Origin of the sequence: Micrococcus sp. GbtcB5, assembly GCF_019091605.1 — a bacterium.
GTDB classification, from domain to species: Bacteria; Actinomycetota; Actinomycetes; order Actinomycetales; family Micrococcaceae; genus Micrococcus; species Micrococcus luteus.
On record NZ_JAGXJK010000032.1, the window covers coordinates 1 to 20,001 of the forward strand.

Genomic DNA, 20,001 nt, shown 5'->3' on the forward strand with positions numbered 1-20,001 from the left:
TACGCGATCATCTACAGGGCCGCTGTGGTCCTGAATGCTGTGATCGCATGGTCAAAACGATTGTCAGACATGCCCTAGGGCGCGCGGCGGTGACGGGAGTATCGAAACCCGATCGTCGGGCCACCCCTGCCGGTGTGGCCGCGCTCATTCGTCCCCTGAGATTGCGCATCCGTCACGCGCAGGACCCTCTTGACTCCCTGGTGGGGCACGTCTGTGGACCGACCGAGAATTCTCTGGACACAGGGCGAGCACCTTCATAGAGTGTGACGCAGATCACGACTGAGCGTGAACCATAAGGAGGAGCGACATGGGTATGAAGCAGCGGATTTCTAAGGTCGGTGCCGGCGTGGCCGTCGCTGGACCGTTGGCCGTCTCCGGTGCGGTGCCAGCGCAGGCGCTGACGGACTCCGGTCGGCAGGACTGCAGCGCAGGACTCCTCCTGTCGGGCACCTACGGCTACTGCTACTACCCGTACTGACTCGCCGGCACCGATGACTTCATTACGCATTCCTGCGACGGCCGCCCTGGTGGCGGCCGTCGCCCTGACCCTCACCGGCTGCGTCGGTCGGGAGTCTGCGGGCCTCGGCGGTTCATCCACGGTCGCCGCTCCCCCCACCGCGACGGCCGAGAAGACCTGGGACGCCTCGCAGTGGGTTCCCACCGAGAGGATCGAACCCCTCCTGACGACGGAGGCGGAGAAGGAGCGCGCCTACCGTGAGCAAGTCGCGCGGCACGCTCAGGGGGCGGGAATGCCCGCGCCGCCTCAGGTGGAGCGCTCCGGGTGGTACGCCACGTCCCTCGAGTCGGACCGCATGGTGTCCACATGCCTGGCCGAGGCCGGGTGGCCGAACTCGGTCGGTCCGACCGGGGGAATTCAGATCGACACCCCACCTGAGTCCCAGAGGTCTGCTTTCGAGGCGGCCTACGTGACCTGCTACGCACAGCACCCGGTGGATCCGAGCTACACCCAGGACTGGACCGATCCGCAGCTCCGCCTCGTCTATGACTACTGGGACCAATACCTCATCCCGTGTCTCGAGGCCTACGGCTACACGGTCGACACCTCCGCGCGCCCCTCCAAAGAGGCATTCGTCTCCGCGTTCTACACTCCAGGCCGCCACCAGTGGTGGCCCTTCGCGGACAGCATGAGGGGCGTGTCGGCAGAACGCCAGGCCGAGGTCGCGCAGACATGCCCGGAGCTTCCGCCGCAGGATGTCTTCTGGGGGTCATCCGGATGAATCGCCCCGCCCGCTGGGCCGCCCTCGTCCTTGCGCTCGTGGCCGTCGCCGCGCTCGCCTTCTGGGCCGGCCGGGTCACGCTCACCCCTCCGGCTCAGGCCGAGCAGCGTCCGGCCGCGAGCGCCCTCGTCACCGTCGCCGAGCAGGAGCTCGGCCGCGTCATCACCCTCGGCGTCTCCGTGTCGCGCGAGCAGACGCCGGCGGCGGTGAACGCGCTGACCGGCGTCGTCACCCGGGCCGGAGAGTCCGGCGAGGTGGCTGCCGGGGAGGTGCTGTACGCCGTCGCCCAGAAGCCCGTGCTCGTCCTCCAGGGCGAGCTTCCCCAGTGGCGCCCTCTCGGGGAGGGCACTTCCGGCGACGACGTCGCCGCGTTCCAGCGCATGCTCGCCGCCACCGGCGCGAAGGTGGAGGCCACCGGCACGTGGGACGAGGCCACCGCGGACGCCTGGGACGACTGGCTCACCGAACGCGGCTACCCCGCCGCGGACACCGTGGAGCTCGGCCAGCTCGTGGTCCTCGACGCCCTCCCCGCGCCCCTCAGCGTGGACGCGAAGACCACCGCCGTCGGCACCACCCTCGCCGGCGGCGAGAACGTGGTGGCCCGCCCCGGCGACCAACCGGACTTCGCCCTCGAGGTCAACCAGGAGCAGGCCGCCCTCATCCCGGCCGGCACCCAGGTCACCGTGCCCCACGGCGAACACGAATGGAAGGCCGTCGCCGGCGAGTCCACCTCCGACGAGCAGGGCCTGATCCGCATCACCCTCACCGCCCCGGACGGCGGCGTGGTCTGCGGCGAGGACTGCGACACCCTGCCCGCCGACGCCACCACCTCCCTGCTCTCCCAGGTCAGCGTGGTCCCGCCCGTCTCCGGGCCCGTGGTCCCCGTGTCCGCCCTGCGCACCCAGCCAGACGGCGCCGCGACGGTCACGGTGGTCCGGGACGGCGCCGCGGAGGACCGCACCGTCACCGTCCTCGGCTCCGCCGACGGCCTCGCCGTCGTGGACGGCGTGGACGCCGGCGAGCAGGTGCGCGTGCTGAACGGCACCCGATGACGGGGCCCGCCACCCCGGGCACGCCCGCCGCCCCCGTCGTCCCCGCCGCCCTCGCCGTCGAGGACCTGCGCTTCGCCTACACCCGCGCCGCCGAGGAGCTGTTCGACGGCCTCACCCACGCGTTCACGCCGGGCGCCGTCACCGCCCTCACCGGGCCCTCCGGGCGCGGCAAGTCCACCCTCCTGTACGTGCTCGGGCTCATGCTCACGCCCACCTCCGGAGTGGTGCGCCTCGGCGACGTCGACGCCTCCACCCGCCCGGACCGGGAACGCTCCCGCCTGCGCGCCACCTCCGTGGGATTCGTGTTCCAGGACTCGGAGCTGGACCCGTCCCGCCCCATCCTGGACTCCGTGGTGGAGCCCGGCCTCTACGCCGGGCTGGAGCGCCAGACGCTCGAGGACCGGGCACGGGCGCTGCTCGAGCGCTTCGGCCTCGCCCACCGCGCCGACCACCGGCCCGGGCAGGTCTCCGGCGGGCAGGCGCAGCGGGTGGCCGTGTGCCGCGCCCTCGTGAACGCGCCCGCCGTCGTCCTCGCGGACGAGCCCACGGGCAACCTCGACCCGGACAATGCCGGCCTCGTCATGGACGCCCTCGCCGATGCCGCCGCCGAGGGGCGCACCGTGGTGGTCGCCACCCACGACCCCGCCGTCGTCGCCCGCGCCGACGAGGTGGTTCGGCTGTGAACCGGGAGGACCGCCCATGAACCTGCGCACCCTGCTGCGTGAAGCCGTCACCGCCGCACGCACCTCTCCCGTGCCCTCCGCCCTCGTGCTGCTCGTGGTGGCCGCCATGTGCTTCGCCGCCGTGGCCACCGTGGGCAGGCAGGCCGCCACCGAGGCGGCCGTCGCCGCAGAGCTCTCCGGCCCCGGCGCCCGCGTGCTCACCGTCACCGACACCGGCGGCACCGGTTTCCTCACCGGCGCCACCGCGGCCACCCTCGCCGGACTCGACACCGCCGAGGCCGCCCTCGCCCGGGACTCGCCCATGGACGCCGTGAACACCGGGATCGGCCGGGGCGGCGCCCGCGTGGCCGTGACGAACGTGGTCGGCACCCTGGACCGTGGCATCGTGCTGACCCGCGGCCGCCTGCCCGCCCCCGGCGAGGTGGTGGTCCCCGAGGCCAAGCTCGCCGAGCTCGGCCTCGCCCAGCCCTCCGGAGCGATCGAGGCCACGGACGGCGGCCAGTGGGCCGTCGTCGGGGCGTTCCAGGCCCAGGACCCCTTCCAGGACCTCGACGGCTACGCCCTCACCGTCCCCGCCGCCCCGGACGCCCTCGTGATGCAGCAGGTCCGCGTCCTCGCCGCCGACACCGCCGGCACCCGCGCCATGCAGGAGGCCGCGCTCGCCGTGATCGACCCCGACCCGCGCGCCTCCTCCATCCAGACCGCCCGTGCCCTCTCCGCCGGCAACCAGGTGATCACCGGCGAGCTCGCCGGGCTCGGACGCTCCCTGCTGCTGCTGATCCTCGGAGCCGGCGCGTTCTTCGTGTCCATCGTGGTGCTCGCCGACGTCCTCATCCGCCGCCGCGACCTCGGCCGCCGCCGCACCCTCGGCATCGGCCGCGGAGACCTGATCCTGCTCGTGGCCGTGCGCACCGCCGTGCCTGCGCTGCTGGGCGCCGTGCTGGGCTCCGGAGCCGGGTACGCCGTCGTCGCCGGCCAGGGCGGGACGCTGGGGGTGGACTTCGTGGCGGCGGTGGCCGTGCTGGCCGCCCTCACCGCGCTGCTGGCCAGCCTCGCCCCGGCGGCGTTCGCCGCGTTCCGCGACCCCGTGCGGGTGATGCGGACGGCGTGAGGGGTGGCGGGCGGGCCCGCTCACCGGCGGGCACCCCGCCCGCGCACCGCTACCCTCGGGAGCATGCCCGCCTTACCCGCCGCGCCCCCGCCTGCCCTCACGCCGCTCCAGCGGCAGTCCGTCCTGCGCACCCTGCGCAGCCCTCGGCTGCTGGGCACCGAGGTGTTGGCCGCGGTCGTGGTGGCGCTCGCCCTGATCCCGGAGGCCATCGCGTTCTCGATCATCGCGGGCGTGGATCCGCGCGTCGGGCTGTTCGCGTCCTTCACCATGGCCGTCACCACCGCGATCGTGGGCGGCCGGCCCGCCATGATCTCCGCGGCCACGGGGGCGGTGGCGCTGGTCGTCGCACCGCTGTCCCACGCGTACGGGGTGGGGCACCTGCTTGCCGCGATCATCCTCGGCGGCGTCATCCAGATCCTGCTCGGCGTGTTCGGTGTGGCCCGGCTCATGCGGTTCGTCCCGCGCTCGGTGATGGTGGGGTTCGTCAACGCGTTGGCCATCCTCGTGTTCACCTCGCAGCTGCCCGAGCTGATCGGCGTCCCGTGGCTCGTGTACCCGCTCACGGCGTTGGCCCTGGCGATCGTGGTGCTGTTGCCGCGGCTCACCACGGCGGTGCCGGCGACGCTCGTGGCCGTCGTCGTGGTCACCGCCCTGGTGATGGCCGCCGGCCTGGCCGTGCCGCGCGTGGGGGACCGGGGCGCGCTGCCGGATGCGCTGCCCGTGCTCGGCCTGCCGGACGTCCCGCTGACGTGGGAGACCCTCCGGTTGATCCTGCCGTTCAGCGTCGGCATCGCGTTCGTGGGGTTGCTCGAGTCCCTGCTCACCGCGAAGCTCGTGGACGACATCACCGACACCCGCTCGGACAAGACGCGCGAGTCCTGGGGGCAGGGTGTCGCGAACGTGGTCTCGGGGTTGTTCGGCGGCATGGGCGGCTGCGCCGTGGTGGGGCAGACCATGATGAACGTCAAGGCGAACGGCGCCCGCACCCGGATCTCCACGTTCCTCGCGGGCGTGTTCCTGCTGGTGCTCGTGGTGGCCTTCGGCGGCTTCGTGGCGCAGATCCCCATGGCCGCGCTCGTGGGCGTGATGATGTTCGTGGCCGCCGCCACCTTCGATTGGCATTCGGTGCGCCCCGCCACCCTGCGCGCGATGCCGCGCTCGGAGACCGCCGTCATGGTCGTGACCGTGGCGGCCACGGTGCTCACTCACAACCTCGCGATCGGCGTGGGTGTGGGCGTGCTCGCTGCGCTGGTGCTCTTCGCTCAGCGCGTCTCGCGTCTGGTCACGGTGGTCCGCGAGGTCCACGACGACGGCGACGCCGTCACGTATCGCGTGCACGGCGCCCTGTTCTTCGCGTCCTCGAACGACCTCTACTCGCAGTTCGAGTACGCCCTCGACCCGCCGCGCGTCGTGATCGACATGAGTGCCGCGCACGTGTGGGACGCCTCCACTGTGGCCGCGCTCGACTCGGTGCTGACCAAGTACGCCCGGCACGGGATCCACGCCGAGGTGACGGGGCTGAACGAGGCCTCCGCGGCGATGCACGCGCGCCTCACCGGGCGACTCGGCGCCTGAGCCGGCGGGCTCAGGCGGTGACGAACTCCCACTGGTGCCCGTCCGGGTCGACGATCTCGCGGGAGTGCATGCCGGAGTCGGCCATCTCCTCGCGCAGGTCCTCGGGCAGGGGCACCTCGGCGGCGCCGAGCTCGATCGCCCGGTCCGCCAGGGCGTCCACCGCCGCGGCGTCGCCGACGGTCAGCGCCATGAGGGCGGAGTTGGTGGTGAGGCAGTCGGCGATCTCACGGTTGCCGATGAAGTCGGTGTAGTAGCCGGGGCTGAGGTACATCGCGTACGTCGACTCGGTGAGCTCGATGCACACCGAGTGCTCGTCCGAGTAGTCGTCCATTGCGGTGGCGCCCAGGGTCGTCCAGAACTCACGGATCCGCTCGGTGTCCGTCGTCGGGAGGTTGATGAACACCGGCTGGGAGAACAAGGCCATGGGGAGCACCGTAGACGAGGCGTTCGGCCCGCCGCCACCGCGCGCGTGTCGCGGGCGCGCGGGCGTGGCGTGGGCCACGGAGCCGCTCCCGACGACGGCGCCCGCGGCCTGGCGCGTCCGCCCCCGTTGGTAGCGTGGCCGCCATGAGCGTTCCTCCCTCTGGCCCGCCGGCCGGTCCGCCCGCCGGCTGGCCGCCGTCGGGCCGGCCGTCCGCCCGCCGCGCCGCCGTCGCCCCGAGCCTGCACGGGCACCCCGGCGCCCCCGGTGGCGTCCCCGCCGGCTGGCCCGGCCGCCGGCCCGCGGCCCGCCCCGCGCCGGACTGGACCCCGGGTCGGTTCCACTGGGGCGACGCCGTCGTGGTGCTCGTGTACGTGGCGCTCATGGTGCTCGGGCTGGGGCTGTGGCTGGCGGTGTCGCTCGGCCTGGTCCCCGGTGACCTCGAGGCGTTCGACCTGGTCCGCGACGGGTTCACGGTGAACATCGTCAGCTACGCGATCCTCGTGGTGCTCGTGCTGGCCGTGGCCTGGCGCCCGCTCGTGACGTCGCTGCGGGTGTTCCGCACGGGGACGTGGTGGAAGCTGTTGCTGCTGCCCGCCACGTGGCTGGCGTGCATCGTCGTGAACGTGATCGTGCTGAGCCTCATCGGGGAGGCGCAGACCAGCGCCAACCAGGCCGCGCTCGAGGAGATGACCACGCAGGCCCCGCCCGTGCTCATGATCCTCATGACCGTGGTGGCCGCCCCGCTCGTGGAGGAGTACCTGTTCCGCCACCTGCTGATCGGCAAGCTCTCCCGCTGGATCAACGTGTGGGTGTGCGCCGTGGTCTCCGTGCTCGCGTTCACACTCCTGCACTTCCTCGGCACCGGCGGCGACTTCCGGCTCGTGGAGACCGTCCCGTACCTGACCCTCGCGGTGGCGATCACGGTGTCCTACATCCTGATGGGCCGCTCGTTCGGGTACGCGGTGCTGCTGCACATGGTGAACAACGGCATCGCCATCGCGATGCTCTACCTCGTGGCCCCCCTGCTGCCGGACACGCTGCCCGGCCCCACTGCCCCGACCACGGCGCTGGCCCCGCTGCTGGCCCTGCTGGGCTGAGATGGCAGGACCCTCCGGCTCGACGGCGGCGCCCGCCCCGCAGGACGCGCGCGCCCTCACGCGGCGCATCCTCGCGCTCGCGGTCCCCGCGTTCGGCGCGCTCATCGCGGAGCCGCTGTTCCTGCTGGCCGACACCGCGATCATCGGGCACCTGGGCACGGCCCAGCTGGCCGGCGTCGGGATCGGCACCACCATCCTGCACACGCTCACCGGCCTCATGATCTTCCTGGCCTACGCCACCACCCCGGCGGTGGCCCGGCTGATCGGGGCGGGGAACCCGGCCGCCGCGATGGACCGCGGCCGCGACGGCATCTGGCTGGGCCTGCTGCTCGGCGCGGTGCTGGCCGTCCTCGGCTGGCTCGCGGCCCCCGCGCTGACGGCGGCCCTCGGCGCGACGGGCGAGGTGCAGGCCCACGCCGTCGCCTACCTGCGCTGGTCCATGCCGGGGCTGCCGGCCCTGCTGGCCGTGCTCGCGGCCACCGGGGTGCTCCGCGGCCTCCAGGACACCGTGACGCCGCTCGTGGTGGCGGGTGTGGGCTTCGGCGCGAACATCGGGCTGAACGTGGCCCTGGTGTACGGGCTGGGCTGGGGCGTAGCTGGCTCGGCCGTCGGTACGTCCGTGGTGCAGTGGGCGATGCTCGTGACATACCTGTTCGTGCTGGCCCCGCGCTTCCGCCGCTCGGGCACGGTGTGGGCGCCCCGTGCGTCGGGCATGCGCGCCACGGCCCAGGTGGGCTCGTGGCTGCTGCTGCGCACCGCGAGCCTGCGCGCGGCCATCCTCATCACCGTCATGGCCGCCGCCGGCGCGGGCGACCTCACCCTCGCCGCGCACCAGCTCGTCTTCACGCTGTTCTCCACGCTGGCGTTCGCCCTCGACGCCCTCGCGATCGCCGCGCAGGCCCTGATCGGCGCCGAGCTCGGGGCCGCCCGGCCGGATGCGGCCCGTCGCCTCACCCGGACGATGGTGCGCTGGGGGCTGGGCTTCGGCGTCGTGACCGGGGCCGTGCTGGCCCTGGCGGCACCGGTGCTGCCGGGGCTGTTCACCACGGACCCGACCGTGCAGGCCGCCGCCACCGTGGGCCTGTGGGTGCTGGCCGCCGGGCAGCCGGTGGCCGGGTACGTGTTCGTGCTGGACGGCGTGCTGATCGGCGCCGGCGACGCCCGCTACCTCGCCCTCGCCGGCCTCGTGAACCTCGTGGTCTACGCGCCGGCGCTCTGGGTGCTCGCGCAGCTCGCCACGGGCGGATTCGGCTGGACCGCGGCCTGGCCCGGACCGAACGCCGCCGTGCCCGACGCCGGCGTGCAGCTGGGCCTGCTCTGGCTCGGCTTCGCAGGGGTCTACATGGGGATGCGGGCGCTCACCCTCGGCTGGCGGGCCCGGCGCGACGACTGGATGCGGCTCGGCGTCGGGTGAGCGCGTCCGGGCGGTGACGCGCGGGCCGGGCCGCGGCCGCACTGCTCCTAGACTGGGGCGGTGGCTACCGTGCAGACCCCCCTCGAGATCTCGTCCGTGGTGTTCAAGCCGATCCTGATCCGCGCCGTGGTGGCGCTGGCGTTCGGTCTGACCACCGTGTTCGTCGCCGAGCCGGGCCTGACGTGGATGAAGGTCATGTTCGCGCTGTACCTGGCGTTCTCCGGTTCGGCGATGTGGGAGTACCTGCGCCGCGACCCGGTGCCCGTGGCCATGCGCTCCCCGCTGTCCCTGGCGGCGGCCGCGTGGATGCTCGGCGTGATCGTGCTGCTGTTCCTGGGGTCCCCGGCGGCGGTGGGCGTGGCGGCCGGCGCCGCCCTCGTGCTCGGCGGCGTCGCCGAGCTCGTGGCGTGGGCCCGCCACCGCCGCGAGTTCATCCCCGCGCGGGACCAGCTGTGGACCGGACTCGTGGGCCTGCTCTCCGGGGGCGGCGTGGTCGTGGCCGCCCTGCAGGGCTTCGGCCCGCACGCCCTGCTCGGCATCGCCGGCGGCGGGGCGATCCTGATCGGCGTGCTCCTGATGGTCTCCGGGCTCGGCTTCCACCACGAGGTGCGCCGGGACCGGGGCACGGCCAGGGGCCTCTGAACCGGGCCGACGTCGTCGTCCTGACCCGCGGGGCGGACGTTCGCCGGGGGAGGACCTCGGGGCCCCGAGGGGCCACCCGTCGGCCGGACGCGTAGACTGGCTCCGGTCCGCCGCGCCCCGAGGGCCTCAGCCCCGGGCGCCTGCGCGGGCCGTGTCGCCCCAGCCGCCCCCAGCCGTCAGGAGTCCCGCCGTGAGCGCACCGTCCCCCCGCCCGTCCGCCGATCGCGCCGGATCCGGCCGCCCGGCACGCGGCGGTCTGCGCACCACGGTCAAGGGCCCGCTCGTCTTCTCCGCCGTGCTCGGCCTGATCGGCGGGGTGATCGCCGGCATCACCGCCTCCGGCGGCACCCAGAATCCACTGCGCGTCGACATCGCGCTGATCGCCTTCGGCGTCTTCTTCATGACCTCGCTCGTGGTGGTGGCCATGCTGCAGCTCGCCGCGCGCGAGAACCCGGACCACCTCTCCCAGGGCTCCGGTGTGAACCGCTCCTCCGAGGAGATGTTCCGCAAGGCCGCCGCCGACCGCCGCGCCCAGGCCGCCGCCGAGCGCCGCGAGCAGGGCGGCACCGGAGGCGACGCCCCCCGCGCCTGAGCCCGGCGCCTCAGAACCCGAGGCTGCGTGCCTCCCGCCGCAGCGCGTCCGCCGAGGCGTGCAGCGCCCGCATCTCCGCGTCGTCCAGCTCGGGCTGGATCACGCGGGTGACGCCGTCGCGCCCCACCACGGACGGCATGGACAGGGCGACGTCCGAGAGCCCGTGGACGCCGTCGAGCACGGTGGAGACCGGCAGAATGGCGTGCTGGTCGCGCAGGATCGCCTCGAGCAGGCGGGTCGTGGCCACGCCGACCGCGTACGTGGTGGCGCCCTTGCCCTGGATCACCTCGTACGCGGCGTGCACCACGGTGTCCGCCACCTCGTCCAGGTCGGCGCGGGTGAACAGCGGGTCGACCGGCGTCGGCCACTCCAGGATGGGCGTCGGGCCGATGCGCGCCGAGCTCCACGCGGGGAACTCCGTGTCCCCGTGCTCGCCGAGGATGGCCGCGTGCACCGACGACGGGTGGACCTGCGCCCGCGACGCCAGCAGCCACCGCAGGCGGGACGTGTCCAGGAGGGTGCCCGAGCCGATCACCCGGCCGGCAGGCAGACCGGTGAGGCGCTGGGCCACCAGCGTGAGGACGTCCACGGGATTGGTGACGAGCACGATCAGCGCCTCCGGCGCGTGCGCCTGCACCTGGGGCAGCAGGCCGCGCAGGATCTCCACGTTGTGCGCGCCGAGGTCGAGGCGGGTCTGCCCCGGCTTCTGCTTGGCGCCGGCCGTGATCACCACGACCTCGCAGCCGGCCAGGACGTCCGGGTCCGCGCCGCCGGTCATCGCCGACGCGGAGGTGAACGGGGTGCCGTGGGCCAGGTCGAGGACCTCGGCGCGGACCTTGGGCTCGTCGATGTCGTACAGGGCGACCTCGCGGGCGACGCCGCGGATCAGCGCCGCATAGCAGATCGCCGTGCCGACGCCGCCGGCCCCCACGACGCCGACCTTGCGGTGGGCGGGTCCGAGGGACGCGGGGGCGGCGGGGGAGTGGGCGGGGGTGTGCTCGCTCATGCCTCGCAGGCTAGGGGTGTCCGGTCGGCCGACGGAACCACGAGGCCGCCCCGTCCCCCGGCGGGTGGGGCCGGGTCAGTCCTTCTTCTTGTCCGACTTCTTCTTGCCGGCCTTCTTCTCCGCCTTCTTGCGGGCCTTCTTCTCCGCCTTCCTGCGCTCCTTCTTCTCCTTCTTGGTCTCCCGGCGGGGCTCGTCGGCGGCGGCCTCGGAGTCCACGACGGCCTCCGGCGCCTCCGCCTCCTCCGGCCCGGCCGGATCCGCCGCGGGGGCGGACTCCGCCGCCTCGGCCAGCCGTGCCCGGTAGGAGCGCACGTGGGTGCGGTTGGCGCAGTTGGCCTCGTCGCAGAACCGCTTGGACCGGTTCCGGCTGGCGTCCACGAGCGCGTTCTCGCAGTCCTCGCCCTCGCACACGCGCAGGCGGGTCAGCTCGCCGTCCATCGCGGTCTCCGCCAGCGCGAGGGCGGCCATCGCGGCCAGCCGCTCCACCGCGTCGGCGGGGACCTGCGCCGGGGCCAGCCCGACGACGTCGCCCCCGGCCGTCAGCCGCAGCGGGCCGGCCGCGGCGAGGAGGGCGTTCACGCGCTCCACGGCGGCCGCCTCGTCCCCGGCGGCGAGGGCCCAGACCTCGGCCAGACGGCCGCGGAGCTCGCGGCCACGCACGGCCGCGGCGGCGGCCAGGCGGAGGCGGACCTCGTCCTCCTGGAGCTCAGGGACGAGGGAGGGCAGCTGCGTGGCGGCGGTGAACCGTTCGTCGGCCGGCTGACCGCCCCGCAGGCCGGGGGCGGTGTTCAGGAACGCGGCCAGGGAGGCGAGGCGGGAGAGCGTCGGCGCGGAGAGCATGGGGAAAGCGTACGGCGGGTCCGCCCTCCCGTCACCGGCTTCACGCCGCGTATCGGGTGGCCTCCGGCGCCGTCCCGTCCAGTACCCTGACCCCCACGGACCCCGTCTGCGCGGCGGGGTGCACCCACGGGGCCGGAGGGGCCCCCGAACCAGCACAGGAGACCTCCATGTCCCAGACCTCCCAGGCGACCGGTCGCCTCTCCGCCGGGCACGTCATCGTCAAGACCCTCGAGTCCCACGGCGTGAAGCGCGTCTACTCCGTGCCGGGCGAGTCCTACCTGGACGTCCTGGACGGCCTGCACGACTCGGGCATCGAGAACGTGGTGTGCCGCCACGAGGGCGGCGCCACGTACATGGCCGAGGCCGACGGCAAGATGAACGTGGTCCCTGGCGTCGCCATGGTGACGCGCGGCCCGGGCGCCGCGAACGCCCACGTCGGCCTGCACACCGCGTGGCAGGACTCGACGGCGCTCGTCCTGTTCGTCGGCCTGATCCCGTTCGAGCACCGCGACCGCGAGGCCTTCCAGGAGTTCGACCCGCACGCCTGGTTCGGCACCGGTGCGAAGCGCGTGATGGTCCTGGACCACCCGGAGCGCGCCTCCGAGATCGTGGCCGAGGCCATGTTCGCCGCCAGCTCGGGCCGGCCCGGGCCCGTCGTCGTCGGCCTGCCGGAGGACGTGATCCGTGAGGAGATCGATGCGCACCTGCACCCGCAGATCCCCGTGGCCTCAGGCGGCATGACCGTGGGGGACTGGAAGTCCCTGCACGCCGCGCTCAAGGAGTCCCGCAAGCCGCTGTTCATCACCGGTGGCAACGACTGGACGGACGAGGGTGCGCAGACCCTGACGACGTGGCTGGAGGAGCACAAGATCCCCGCCGCCGCCGAGTGGCGCACCGAGGGCACCGTGCCGTTCTCCTCGCCGTCCTACGTGGGCCCGATCGGCTACGGCCGCCCGAAGCCGACCTACGACATGCTCGAGGAGACCGACCTCATCGTGTTCGTCGGCACCGTGCCGGGCGACGTCGTGACCAATGGCTTCACCATCCGCCAGAACTGGGACAAGAAGAACTTCCTGGTCACCATCGACCCGTCCCTGCGCGGCCGCTCCGGCCCCGTGTCCCACCAGATCGTGGCCAAGCCGGACGGGTTCATCCGCGACCTCGTCCGCATGGAGCTCGAGGTCAAGCCGGAGTGGGAGGAGTGGACCTCCCGCATGCGCGGCGAGCAGGAGAAGTTCGCGGCCCTGCCCCCGGCCGAGCCGTCCGAGGGCCAGGCGAAGATGGCCACGCTCATGGCCAACCTGGTGCCGAAGCTGCCGAAGGACTCGATGATCTCCCTCGGCGCGGGCGAGCACACCAACTGGGCGCACCGGTACTTCCCGACCGAGGGCTATCGCTCCATGATCTCGGCCCGCAACGGCTCCATGGGCTACTCGGTGCCGGGTGCCGTGGCCGCGTCCCTGAACTTCCCGGACCGCACCGTGGTGACCATCGCCGGCGACGGCGAGTTCCTCATGAACGGCCAGGAGCTGGCGACCGCCGCGCAGTACGGCGCCACGCCCCTCGTGATCGTCATGGACAACCAGGAGTACGGCACCATCCGCACCCACCAGGAGCGCCAGTACCCCGGGCGCGTCTCCGGCACCCAGCTGAAGAACCCCGACTTCGCCGCCATGGCCCAGGCGTTCGGCGGCTTCGGGGTGCGCGTGGAGCGGGACGCGGACGTGCCGGCGGCCGTGGACGCGGCGCTCAAGGCGGTCCAGGAGGAGGGCCGGTTCGCGCTCATCCACCTGATCGTGGAGCAGCGCGTCAAGGCCTACTGAGGCCGGCGGCGCGGTCCCCGCCGTCCCTCCGGTCAGGCCGCCGTCGTGGGGACGTCGAAGCGCAGCTGGGGCACGGGGAAGGGCGCACCGTCGAGGTCCGCCTCGACCCGGTCCCGCAGCACGCCCCCGCACGCACGGATCGTGGCCACGGAGGCGGTGTTCGTCTCGTCGCACGTGAGCAGGGCGGCGGGCACCCCGCGTGCGGCCAGCAGCGTCAGGGCGCCGCGCAGCAGCCGCGCGGCGTGGCCCCGCCGCCGGAACGCGGGGCGCACCGCATAGCCCACGTGTCCGTTGACGTGCCGCAGCGCCTCGTTCAGCTCCCACCGCACGGACACCCGGCCCACCAGCTCACCGTTCTCGTCCACGCCCACGTAGAAGGAGGCGGGCGCGCGGCCGGGCTCGACGTCGCCGCGCGCCTCGGCGGCGAACGCGCGGCGGACCGCGGGGAAGGAGCGGGTGCCGGCCATCAGGAAGTCGAACCCCTCCCGATGCAGTTCGGCGTCCGCCTCGCGCGCCGCGATCTCGTCCGCGGCGCGCAGCGGGCGCAGCAGGAGGCCGTCCACGGTGACGGTGGGGCTGGGGTCCGGGAGCATGTGCCGAGTGTACGAGGGTGGACGCCGGGCGCGGCCGCGTGAGCCGCCCGCCGCCCCAGCCCTCGTCCCCTCTCCACCCCCCGCGCCCCCCACCACGCCGGCTGGGGTGACGTGGATCACGTTGGAGGCTAGGGTGTGGGGACCGACGATCGCCCATCCCCAGGAGGCCGCAATGACCGTGCCGTCCTCGTCGGCGGAGCATGCGCCCGCGCTCGAGGCTCGCCCCGAGATGCCGGGCGAGACCCTGTCCCGCGTCGCCATGACGTCCGCGGCGCTCGAGCTGATCCGCCGACTCCTCCCGATCCATGGCCCGCTCATGTTCCACCAGTCCGGCGGCTGCTGCGACGGGTCCGCGCCCATGTGCTATCCCGCCGGCGACTTCACGACCGGCGCCGCCGACGTCCTGCTGGGCACCTTCGCGCTGCCGGCCGAGGGGGACCAGGCCGCCGTGGAGATCCCGTTCTGGATGTCCGCCGCCCAGTTCGAATACTGGAAGCACACCCACCTCACCCTGGACGTGGTGGACGGGCGCGGCTCCGGCTTCTCCGTCGAGGCCCCCGAGGGCAAGCGGTTCCTGATCCGCTCGCGGTTGATGGCAGGCTCGGGATGAGCTCGACCCTCGCCACCGGCGCCTACCGACGCGCCGTGGACCGGGCCCACGAGTCCCTCGCCGCGGTCCGCCTGTCGCTCGCGCCGTCGTCGCCCACCGCTCCGGCCGGCGCAGACCAGGGCCTGCGCGCCGCCCTGCAGGGGCTGCGGCGAGAGGTCCGTGAGTCCTGGCTGCGCTCCCTCGGCGCCCTCACCCCCGCGGTACCCGGCCAGACCGACCCGGCCACCCTCTCCGACGACGACCTCGCCGCCGCCCGCCGAGACCAGCGCCTCGCCGTGGCCCTGCCGGTGGTCCGCCGCATGCTCATCCACCCCGCGGCCGAGGCCGGGATGCTCGCCGCGATCGGCAACGCGCGCGGCCACCTGCTGTGGGTCGAGGGCGACCGGACCGCGGTGCGCCACGCCGAGACCATGGGCTTCGTGGCGGGCGCCGACTGGTCCGAGGCGTCCATGGGCACCTCCGCCCCCGGCATCGTCCTCGCGACCGGCGCCCCCACGCAGGTCAGCCGCGGCGAGCACCTGAGCCCGCGCGTGCACCCGTGGAGCTGTTCGGCCGTCCCGCTCACGGACCCGGCCACCGGGCGGCTCGTCGGGGTCCTGGACCTCACGGGCGGGGAGGACGCCGTCAGCCACCTCGCCCTGCCGCTGCTCCAGGCCACCGTGGACGCCGTGCACGCCGCCTGGCGGGACCTGCCCGCCCCGTCCCGGGGCCGTCCCCGCGGCACCGCCCCGACGCCGGGCCCCTCGGCTCCGCCGTCCGCCTCGCCGGGGCCGAGCCCCGCCGCCGCGCCGCACCGCCACGACGCCGCCGCGGGCCTGTTGCGCGTCACCGGCCACCTGCCGCCCACGCTGGACGGGGTCGAGCTCACCGGCCGGCACGCCGAGATCCTCACCCTCCTCGCGTGGCACGGCCCGGGCCTGACCGGCGCCGAGCTCGAGGTCGCGCTGTATCCGGAGGAGACCGCCGGGCCCCGGCCCGCGCCGGGCGATTCCCCCGCCCGCGCCATCTCGCTGCGCGCCGAGGTGCATCGACTCCGCCGGGCGCTGCGGGACGTGGGGGCGCCGGTGGCACTGCTGTCCCGGCCGTACCGGCTCGTGGGGGAGGTGCACGCGGACCTGCTGTGCGCGCGGGAGGCGCTGCGCGCCGGGGATCTGGACCGTGCGCTGCACGCGGCGGCCGGGCCGGTGCTGCCGCGGTCGGCGTCCCCCGGTGTCGCCTCGATCCGCGCGGAGCTGGGGGAGGCGCTGCGCGAGGCCGTCGCCCAGGACGCGGATGTCGAACAGCTCTGGGCCTACCTGGGCCGCCCCGAGGCCCGCGACGACGTCGAGCTCTGGGGCGCCGCCCTGCGTCTGCTGCCGGCGGACTCGCCGCGGCGGGCGCTCGCCGTGGCCACGCTCGAGCGGATCGAGCGGGACCTGGCCTGACCCGGCCCGCCCCTCACCCGCGCCCGGCTGCAACCTCCGTGCAACATCCTTGTGACTAGGGTCACAGCCACGGCAGGGCGCCACCGGCGCCGAGGCAACCGCAGGCAAAGGAGCCAGCACCATGACCGTCTACGCATTCCCCGGCACCGAGGGCGCCAAGGTCGAGTTCAAGTCCCGCTACGAGCACTTCATCGGAGGAGAGTGGACACCCCCGGTCAAGGGCCAGTACTTCGAGAACGTCACGCCCGTGACGGGCAAGGTGTTCTGCGAGGTCGCCCGCGGCACGGCCGAGGACATCGACGTCGCCCTCGACGCCGCCTGGAAGGCCGCCCCGGCCTGGGGCGCCACCTCGGCGGCCGAGCGTGCGCTCGTGCTGCACCGCATCGCGGACCGCATGGAGGAGAACCTCGAGATGCTGGCGGTCGCGGAGACCTGGGACAACGGCAAGGCCGTCCGGGAGACCCTCAACGCGGACCTGCCGCTGGCCATCGACCACTTCCGGTACTTCGCCGGCGCGATCCGCGCGCAGGAGGGCGGCCTGTCCCAGGTGGACGAGGACACCGTCGCCTACCACTTCCACGAGCCGCTCGGCGTGGTCGGCCAGATCATCCCGTGGAACTTCCCGCTGCTGATGGGGGTGTGGAAGCTGGCGCCCGCGCTGGCCGCGGGCAACGCCGTCGTGATCAAGCCCGCCGAGCAGACGCCGGCCTCGATCATGGTGTTCATCGAGCTGATCGCGGACCTGCTGCCGGCCGGCGTCGTCAACGTGGTCAACGGCTTCGGCCTCGAGGCCGGCAAGCCGCTCGCGCAGTCGCCGCGCATCCGCAAGATCGCGTTCACGGGTGAGACGACGACGGGCCGGCTGATCATGCAGTACGCCTCGGAGAACATCATCCCGGTGACCCTGGAGCTGGGCGGCAAGTCGCCCAACGTCTTCTTCGAGGACGTCATGGCGGCCGACGACGCCTACTGGGACAAGGCGCAGGAGGGCTTCACCCTGTTCGCGCTGAACCAGGGCGAGGTCTGCACGTGCCCGTCGCGGGCGCTCGTGCAGGAGTCGATCGCGGAGAAGTTCCTCGACGCCGTCGTGGAGCGGACCTCGCGCATCGTGACCGGCAACCCCCTCGACACGGACATGATGATGGGCGCCCAGGCCTCCAACGACCAGCTCGAGAAGATCACGTCCTACCTGGACATCGGCCGTCAGGAGGGCGCCGAGGTGCTGATCGGTGGCGCCCGCGCCGAGATGGAGGGCGAACTGGCCGGCGGCTACTACGTGCAGCCCACGATCTTCCGCGGGGACAACTCGATGCGCATCTTCCAGGAGGAGATCTTCGGGCCGGTGGTCTCGACGACCACGTTCACCGACTTCGACGACGCCATGCGGATCGCCAACGACACGCTCTACGGGCTCGGCGCCGGCGTGTGGTCCCGGAACGGCAACACCGCCTACCGCGCGGGCCGGGCGATCCAGGCCGGCCGCGTGTGGGTGAACAACTACCACGCCTACCCGGCCCACGCCGCGTTCGGCGGGTACAAGTCCTCCGGCATCGGCCGCGAGAACCACCTGATGATGCTCGACCACTACCAGCAGACCAAGAACCTGCTCGTCTCCTACTCCGAGGACAAGCTCGGGTTCTTCTGAGCCGACGCCGGCACCGCACGACCCCCCCCTCCCCACTCCACGAAAGGTGATCCCCATGACCACGATGAAGGCAGCCGTCGTCACCCAGTTCGGCACAGAGGCCGACGTCACGGAGGTCGAGCGCCCGACGCCCGGCCAGCACCAAGCGCTCGTGAAGCTCATCTCCTCGGGCGTCTGCCACACGGACCTGCACGCGATGGAGGGCGACTGGCCGGTGAAGCCGACCCCGCCGTTCATCCCGGGCCACGAGGGCGTGGGCATCGTCGAGGAGGTCGGACCCGACGTCGAGAACCTCAAGGTCGGGGACATGGTCGGCAACGCGTGGCTGTGGCGAGCGTGCGGCCACTGCCAGTACTGCCGCACCGGGTGGGAGACGCTGTGCGAGGAGCAGGTCAACGGCGGCTACTCCGTGGACGGCTCGTTCGGTGAGTACATGCTCGTGGACGCCCGCTACGCGCCCGTGATCCCCGAGGGCGCGGACCCGATGGAGGTCGGCCCGATCCTGTGCGCCGGCGTCACGGTGTACAAGGGGCTGAAGCAGACCGAGGTGCGGCCCGGGCAGTGGGTCGTGATCTCCGGCATCGGCGGCCTGGGGCACATCGCGGTGCAGTACGCCGTGGCGATGGGCATGCGCGTGGTGGCCGTGGACGTCGCGGACGACAAGCTGGCGCTCGCCTCCCGGCACGGCGCGGAGCTGACCGTGAACGCGAACGTCGCGGACCCCTCCGTGGAGATCCAGGAGAAGATCGGCGGCGCCCACGGCGTGCTCGTCACGGCCGTGCACCCGCAGGCGTTCGGCCAGGCCATCGCGATGACCCGCCGCGGCGGCACCATCGTGTTCAACGGCCTGCCCCCGGGCGACTTCCCCGCGCCGATCTTCGACATCGTCCTCAAGGGCCTGACCATCCGCGGCTCGATCGTGGGCACCCGGCAGGACATGGTCGAGGCGCTCGAGTTCTACGCGGCCGGGAAGATCCACCCGACGTTCCACACCCGCCCGCTCACCGAGATCAACGACGTGTTCGAGGAGATGCGCCACGGCAAGATCGAGGGCCGCGTCGTCATCGACTACGCGATGCAGGACTGACGTGCCGCCTGGGCATCCGCTGGGCGCGGGGTAGTATCGACACATCACACGCACCAGTGCGACGGCGGTCGTCCCGCCCGGAGATCCGGGCCGGGGCGGCCGCCGTCGTCGTCGCGGGGACGGGACGGGCCGCAGCGATTCCGGTGCGCGAGCCTCAGCGGGCCGCGGCCGGGGCGACGCCGTCGCGCAGCCACTCCAGCGTGGCCGGCCAGAAGGCCGGCGCGAACCGAGCGTGGAACAGTCCGAAGTGCCCGATCTCCGCGACACCGAGCTCCTCCGGCCGCACCCGCCAGCGCACCGTCTGCCGACCCGGCGAGTAGGCGTCCGCGCGGTCGAGGGCGGCGTCGGTGCCGAAGTCGTCGTCCACGGGCGCCACGATCAGCGCGTCCGCCGTGAACGCGGCCAGACGACGGCGCAGCTCGTCCCGGCCGGCGGTGGTGCGGGCGCTCGCGGTGAAGTCGCGGCGACTGCGCGCCCAGTCCAGGGCGACCCCGCGCGGCAGGTCCTCGAGCCAGCCGAGCCGCCGCCCCGGGAAGTGCCCGCGGGCCAGCGTGATCGCCGGCATCGCCGCGTGCCAGCGCGCCCACATCCGCGCCCTCCCCGGCCGCGCCCGGTAGTCCCGCCAGTGGGCGTGCTGCCCGCCGACGGCCACGTGCCGGGCCACGTGACGCGCCTCGTCCGCGAGCCCGACGCCGAACCCGCCGAAGCTGTGGCCCACCGTCAGGAGGGGGCCGGGCAGGCGCGTCCGGGCCCAGCCGAGCACGGCGTCCGCGTCGAGGGCGCCCCAGTCCGCCCACCGCGCCCGCCGCGCCACGGCGAACGGCTCGCGGGACTCCCCGACACCCCGGTAGTCGAACGTGACCGCGTGGAACCCGTGGCTGGCCAGGAACTCGGCGTAGCGCCGGTAGTACGTGGCCTTCACCCCGGTCGCCGAGGCGATCACCACGGTGCCGGCAGGCGAGGCCGGGGGCGTCGTCGTCGTGGGGGCGAAGTGGCGGGCCGCGAGCACGAAGCCGTCGCGGGCGCGGAGGCGCACGGGGGTGGAGGTGGTCTGCGTCACGCCGCCACCCTAGGTGTTGTGGGGCATGAGGTTCTTGACATGGGTGCCGGGCTGAGATGAGACGAGCGGACCTCTCCCGCAGGAT

General features: G+C 73.6%; 20 protein-coding genes. 15 read left to right on the forward strand and 5 right to left on the reverse strand.

Annotated features, from left to right (window positions below; translation table 11 throughout):
- The first annotated feature begins 307 nt into the window (after positions 1 to 307).
- From KVS67_RS10195 to KVS67_RS10220, 6 genes are all read left to right on the forward strand, one after another.
- On the forward strand, positions 308 to 478 hold the full coding sequence (locus tag KVS67_RS10195; RefSeq protein WP_020621742.1) for a hypothetical protein: 171 nt from the start codon (positions 308 to 310) through the stop codon (positions 476 to 478).
- Between the two features lie 13 nt (positions 479 to 491).
- The gene (locus tag KVS67_RS14110; protein WP_227717954.1) at positions 492 to 1,238 is read left to right on the forward strand and encodes a hypothetical protein; all 747 of its coding nucleotides are present in this window, start codon (positions 492 to 494) and stop codon (positions 1,236 to 1,238) included.
- Positions 1,235 to 2,290 (forward strand): hypothetical protein, encoded by a 1,056-nt coding sequence (locus tag KVS67_RS10205; protein WP_020621740.1) that lies wholly within the window; start codon positions 1,235 to 1,237, stop codon positions 2,288 to 2,290. The genes KVS67_RS14110 and KVS67_RS10205 overlap by 4 nt, the downstream gene beginning before the upstream one ends.
- Positions 2,287 to 2,973: an ABC transporter ATP-binding protein gene (locus tag KVS67_RS10210; RefSeq protein WP_069941561.1), complete on the forward strand. Its 687-nt coding sequence runs from the start codon at positions 2,287 to 2,289 to the stop codon at positions 2,971 to 2,973. Before KVS67_RS10205 ends, KVS67_RS10210 begins: the two co-directional genes overlap by 4 nt.
- Positions 2,974 to 2,989: 16 nt before the next feature.
- Positions 2,990 to 4,084 (forward strand): hypothetical protein, encoded by a 1,095-nt coding sequence (locus tag KVS67_RS10215; RefSeq protein ID WP_049147055.1) that lies wholly within the window; start codon positions 2,990 to 2,992, stop codon positions 4,082 to 4,084.
- Positions 4,085 to 4,147: 63 nt separating this feature from the next.
- Positions 4,148 to 5,659: a SulP family inorganic anion transporter gene (locus KVS67_RS10220; protein ID WP_020621737.1), complete on the forward strand. Its 1,512-nt coding sequence runs from the start codon at positions 4,148 to 4,150 to the stop codon at positions 5,657 to 5,659.
- A gap of 10 nt (positions 5,660 to 5,669) precedes the next feature.
- On the opposite strand, the gene KVS67_RS10225 is transcribed toward KVS67_RS10220, so the two are convergent.
- Positions 5,670 to 6,083 carry a VOC family protein gene (locus KVS67_RS10225; RefSeq protein ID WP_020621736.1) on the reverse strand — a complete coding sequence of 138 codons (414 nt, stop codon included), beginning with the start codon at positions 6,081 to 6,083 and terminating at the stop codon, positions 5,670 to 5,672.
- Between the two features lie 143 nt (positions 6,084 to 6,226).
- On the opposite strand from KVS67_RS10225, the gene KVS67_RS10230 reads away from it, so the two are divergent.
- The 4 genes from KVS67_RS10230 to KVS67_RS10245 all read left to right on the forward strand — a co-directional run bounded on the left by KVS67_RS10230 (position 6,227) and on the right by KVS67_RS10245 (position 9,828).
- Positions 6,227 to 7,180: a CPBP family intramembrane glutamic endopeptidase gene (locus KVS67_RS10230; RefSeq protein ID WP_036317511.1), complete on the forward strand. Its 954-nt coding sequence runs from the start codon at positions 6,227 to 6,229 to the stop codon at positions 7,178 to 7,180.
- A gap of 1 nt (position 7,181) precedes the next feature.
- Positions 7,182 to 8,594 carry an MATE family efflux transporter gene (locus tag KVS67_RS10235; RefSeq protein ID WP_069942010.1) on the forward strand — a complete coding sequence of 471 codons (1,413 nt, stop codon included), beginning with the start codon at positions 7,182 to 7,184 and terminating at the stop codon, positions 8,592 to 8,594.
- 60 nt (positions 8,595 to 8,654) lie between these two features.
- Positions 8,655 to 9,236: a hypothetical protein gene (locus KVS67_RS10240; protein ID WP_010079963.1), complete on the forward strand. Its 582-nt coding sequence runs from the start codon at positions 8,655 to 8,657 to the stop codon at positions 9,234 to 9,236.
- Positions 9,237 to 9,426: 190 nt separating this feature from the next.
- The gene (locus tag KVS67_RS10245; RefSeq protein ID WP_049144854.1) at positions 9,427 to 9,828 is read left to right on the forward strand and encodes a hypothetical protein; all 402 of its coding nucleotides are present in this window, start codon (positions 9,427 to 9,429) and stop codon (positions 9,826 to 9,828) included.
- A gap of 10 nt (positions 9,829 to 9,838) precedes the next feature.
- Here the strand turns inward: KVS67_RS10245 and KVS67_RS10250 are convergent, their stop codons facing one another.
- The gene (locus KVS67_RS10250) at positions 9,839 to 10,834 is read right to left on the reverse strand and encodes an L-lactate dehydrogenase (RefSeq protein WP_069942011.1); all 996 of its coding nucleotides are present in this window, start codon (positions 10,832 to 10,834) and stop codon (positions 9,839 to 9,841) included.
- Between the two features lie 75 nt (positions 10,835 to 10,909).
- On the reverse strand, positions 10,910 to 11,674 hold the full coding sequence (locus tag KVS67_RS10255) for a CGNR zinc finger domain-containing protein (RefSeq protein WP_069942012.1): 765 nt from the start codon (positions 11,672 to 11,674) through the stop codon (positions 10,910 to 10,912).
- A 167-nt stretch (positions 11,675 to 11,841) separates the two neighbouring features.
- Here KVS67_RS10255 and KVS67_RS10260 point away from each other — a divergent pair, with 167 nt between their 5' ends.
- Positions 11,842 to 13,497 carry a thiamine pyrophosphate-dependent enzyme gene (locus tag KVS67_RS10260; protein ID WP_036341620.1) on the forward strand — a complete coding sequence of 552 codons (1,656 nt, stop codon included), beginning with the start codon at positions 11,842 to 11,844 and terminating at the stop codon, positions 13,495 to 13,497.
- Positions 13,498 to 13,529: 32 nt separating this feature from the next.
- On the opposite strand, the gene KVS67_RS10265 is transcribed toward KVS67_RS10260, so the two are convergent.
- On the reverse strand, positions 13,530 to 14,090 hold the full coding sequence (locus KVS67_RS10265; RefSeq protein ID WP_036341622.1) for a GNAT family N-acetyltransferase: 561 nt from the start codon (positions 14,088 to 14,090) through the stop codon (positions 13,530 to 13,532).
- A gap of 172 nt (positions 14,091 to 14,262) precedes the next feature.
- On the opposite strand from KVS67_RS10265, the gene KVS67_RS10270 reads away from it, so the two are divergent.
- The 4 genes from KVS67_RS10270 (at position 14,263) to adhP (ending at position 18,856) form a co-directional block, all read left to right on the forward strand.
- Entirely contained in the window at positions 14,263 to 14,700 is a 438-nt protein-coding gene (locus tag KVS67_RS10270; protein ID WP_010079970.1) for a DUF779 domain-containing protein, read from the forward strand.
- Positions 14,697 to 16,124: a helix-turn-helix domain-containing protein gene (locus KVS67_RS10275; RefSeq protein WP_036316757.1), complete on the forward strand. Its 1,428-nt coding sequence runs from the start codon at positions 14,697 to 14,699 to the stop codon at positions 16,122 to 16,124. The genes KVS67_RS10270 and KVS67_RS10275 overlap by 4 nt, the downstream gene beginning before the upstream one ends.
- A gap of 121 nt (positions 16,125 to 16,245) precedes the next feature.
- Positions 16,246 to 17,769, forward strand: a complete 1,524-nt coding sequence (locus tag KVS67_RS10280; protein ID WP_159228274.1) for an aldehyde dehydrogenase family protein — start codon at positions 16,246 to 16,248, stop codon at positions 17,767 to 17,769.
- 55 nt (positions 17,770 to 17,824) lie between these two features.
- Complete coding sequence (adhP, locus tag KVS67_RS10285) at positions 17,825 to 18,856, forward strand: alcohol dehydrogenase AdhP (RefSeq protein ID WP_036316753.1); 1,032 nt, start codon at positions 17,825 to 17,827, stop codon at positions 18,854 to 18,856.
- Positions 18,857 to 19,010: 154 nt separating this feature from the next.
- Here adhP and KVS67_RS10290 read toward each other — a convergent pair whose 3' ends face one another.
- Positions 19,011 to 19,916, reverse strand: a complete 906-nt coding sequence (locus tag KVS67_RS10290) for an alpha/beta fold hydrolase (RefSeq protein WP_036339556.1) — start codon at positions 19,914 to 19,916, stop codon at positions 19,011 to 19,013.
- Between the last annotated feature and the right edge of the window lie 85 nt (positions 19,917 to 20,001).

Excerpts from the sequence above, each read along its gene's own strand:
- KVS67_RS10265 (WP_036341622.1), bottom strand. The coding sequence starts at position 14,090 with ATGCTCCCGGACCCCAGCCCCACCGTCACCGTGGACGGCCTCCTGCTG.
- KVS67_RS10255 (WP_069942012.1), bottom strand. The coding sequence starts at position 11,674 with ATGCTCTCCGCGCCGACGCTCTCCCGCCTCGCCTCCCTGGCCGCGTTC.
- KVS67_RS10250 (WP_069942011.1), bottom strand. The coding sequence starts at position 10,834 with ATGAGCGAGCACACCCCCGCCCACTCCCCCGCCGCCCCCGCGTCCCTC.
- KVS67_RS10275 (WP_036316757.1), top strand. The coding sequence starts at position 14,697 with ATGAGCTCGACCCTCGCCACCGGCGCCTACCGACGCGCCGTGGACCGG.
- KVS67_RS10235 (WP_069942010.1), top strand. The coding sequence starts at position 7,182 with ATGGCAGGACCCTCCGGCTCGACGGCGGCGCCCGCCCCGCAGGACGCG.
- KVS67_RS10270 (WP_010079970.1), top strand. The coding sequence starts at position 14,263 with ATGACCGTGCCGTCCTCGTCGGCGGAGCATGCGCCCGCGCTCGAGGCT.
- KVS67_RS10220 (WP_020621737.1), top strand. The coding sequence starts at position 4,148 with ATGCCCGCCTTACCCGCCGCGCCCCCGCCTGCCCTCACGCCGCTCCAG.
- KVS67_RS14110 (WP_227717954.1), top strand. The coding sequence starts at position 492 with ATGACTTCATTACGCATTCCTGCGACGGCCGCCCTGGTGGCGGCCGTC.
- KVS67_RS10215 (WP_049147055.1), top strand. The coding sequence starts at position 2,990 with ATGAACCTGCGCACCCTGCTGCGTGAAGCCGTCACCGCCGCACGCACC.
- KVS67_RS10260 (WP_036341620.1), top strand. The coding sequence starts at position 11,842 with ATGTCCCAGACCTCCCAGGCGACCGGTCGCCTCTCCGCCGGGCACGTC.
- KVS67_RS10205 (WP_020621740.1), top strand. The coding sequence starts at position 1,235 with ATGAATCGCCCCGCCCGCTGGGCCGCCCTCGTCCTTGCGCTCGTGGCC.
- KVS67_RS10210 (WP_069941561.1), top strand. The coding sequence starts at position 2,287 with ATGACGGGGCCCGCCACCCCGGGCACGCCCGCCGCCCCCGTCGTCCCC.
- KVS67_RS10230 (WP_036317511.1), top strand. The coding sequence starts at position 6,227 with ATGAGCGTTCCTCCCTCTGGCCCGCCGGCCGGTCCGCCCGCCGGCTGG.
- KVS67_RS10225 (WP_020621736.1), bottom strand. The coding sequence starts at position 6,083 with ATGGCCTTGTTCTCCCAGCCGGTGTTCATCAACCTCCCGACGACGGAC.
- adhP (WP_036316753.1), top strand. The coding sequence starts at position 17,825 with ATGACCACGATGAAGGCAGCCGTCGTCACCCAGTTCGGCACAGAGGCC.
- KVS67_RS10195 (WP_020621742.1), top strand. The coding sequence starts at position 308 with ATGGGTATGAAGCAGCGGATTTCTAAGGTCGGTGCCGGCGTGGCCGTC.
- KVS67_RS10280 (WP_159228274.1), top strand. The coding sequence starts at position 16,246 with ATGACCGTCTACGCATTCCCCGGCACCGAGGGCGCCAAGGTCGAGTTC.